This is a genomic window from Enterobacter sp. SECR19-1250 (assembly GCF_013391025.1).
In the GTDB taxonomy this organism is placed as follows: Bacteria; Pseudomonadota; Gammaproteobacteria; order Enterobacterales; family Enterobacteriaceae; genus Enterobacter; species Enterobacter cloacae.
In genome coordinates this window covers 1-1472 of sequence record NZ_JACASJ010000252.1, presented here as the reverse complement: position 1 = coordinate 1472, position 1472 = coordinate 1, and the positions used below count along the sequence as shown (strand labels likewise).

General features: G+C 36.5%; 1 protein-coding gene. It reads right to left on the bottom strand.

Going from position 1 to position 1472, the window contains the following annotated elements; genetic code table 11:
* Positions 1 to 401 precede the first annotated feature (401 nt).
* Positions 402 to 1310 (bottom strand): HNH endonuclease, encoded by a 909-nt coding sequence (locus HX884_RS26380; protein WP_001372261.1) that lies wholly within the window; start codon positions 1308 to 1310, stop codon positions 402 to 404.
* Positions 1311 to 1472: the final 162 nt, after the last annotated feature.

Here is a 1472-nt window from a genome sequence, read left to right as displayed (position 1 = left end):
GTCATCGGGCATTATCTGAACATAAAACACTATCAGTAAGTTGGAGTCATTACCCCCCGGACACGAAAATATATAGCACTTAACTAATTAATAACCATAATAATTTCGGGTTTTTAATGTAACTTTCTTTTCTGAACGGAAATAATAGTCATACAATTTAATTTTCTTGTAATTACTCCTACTTTTAATCAGGTACTGGACGATGGATAACGACTCCCGCCTGAGAGGGAAAATCCGTCTGGTTACCTGGCGCTATACTTAACCGATTGATCGACATGCCATGCTGGTAAAATATTAAAATCCTCCCCCATAAATCTGAACCACATGACAGGATTGATAGTCAGGCAGTATTTCACATTCATTGCTAAAAAAATAAAAATAAGCATGCATCTTCTCGAAGATTAATTACCTTCCATCTTGTAAAAAAGAATCAAATCCTCTAATAATATCTCGATTCCCGCTTTTTTTAATACATCTTTCCGCTCGGCATATATTTTCCTCAACATATCTTCAAACCCCTTGCCAAGATGAATTTGTTTATGGCAGTTGCAACATAGTGATATGATATTCTCTTCCACATCCAGTGAATTCTCAAAATAGTCTTGCTTTGACATCGGGACAATGTGATGAGGTTCTGTGTAATTTAGAGGAGAGTTTCGCCTTCTGAACGTTGGATGGTCGCAATTAATTTCACATTTATAATCAGCTTTGTTAAGCGCATTTTTTGAAACAGATTTACTTCTTGGGTATGAGAGTCCATTTTTGACTTCTATTGCAGCTTTCTTAGGTTTCGCTTTTTCGCTATACTCAAATGTCTGAGTAACGTCAAAGTGATTACTTTCTTCTAGAGCAGTGATCAAATCATTATCTGAGTAAAAATCAATGCTTGAGCTTTCGTTCGTACTAAAAAAATCTAGTTCTTTTATTGCCTGAACAAGTTCTTCACGGATAGTCCATAAATTTCGCTTTGGGTTTCCTTTAATTTCTCTACTTTTCATGACTGTAATGAATTTTGTCCCGGAAGCAATCTTTCCGACTCCTTTAACCTCGAATCGGCCAAGCTGCTTCTGAACTCTTCCACCCAACCCATTGATTACACCATTAGCACTCATACTGTGCAGGTCGTACTTCTTGCCGATATCGAAACATGTACAGGAATGGTCTGGCTCAATGAACCATTTTTTTAACGCTGCAATACTTTTGTCATCAAAAACTTTTTTATCCCTTAATAAAATCTTCCATTCTTCAACGCTAATATCTATATCACAGACGTATTCACCATCAATTACTTCACATATTTTTTCAATCATGTCCATAACTCTCTTGTAACACAGGCTTTGTAATAATGTAAAATCCGTTACACGGCGTTGTATGTAATGTCATTGTCTCTTGGACTCCTACAGTCCAAAACAACTTTGGAAGGTGCGAATAAGCAGGTCATTTCTTCCCAAGCTGACTCGCTGATTAAAATT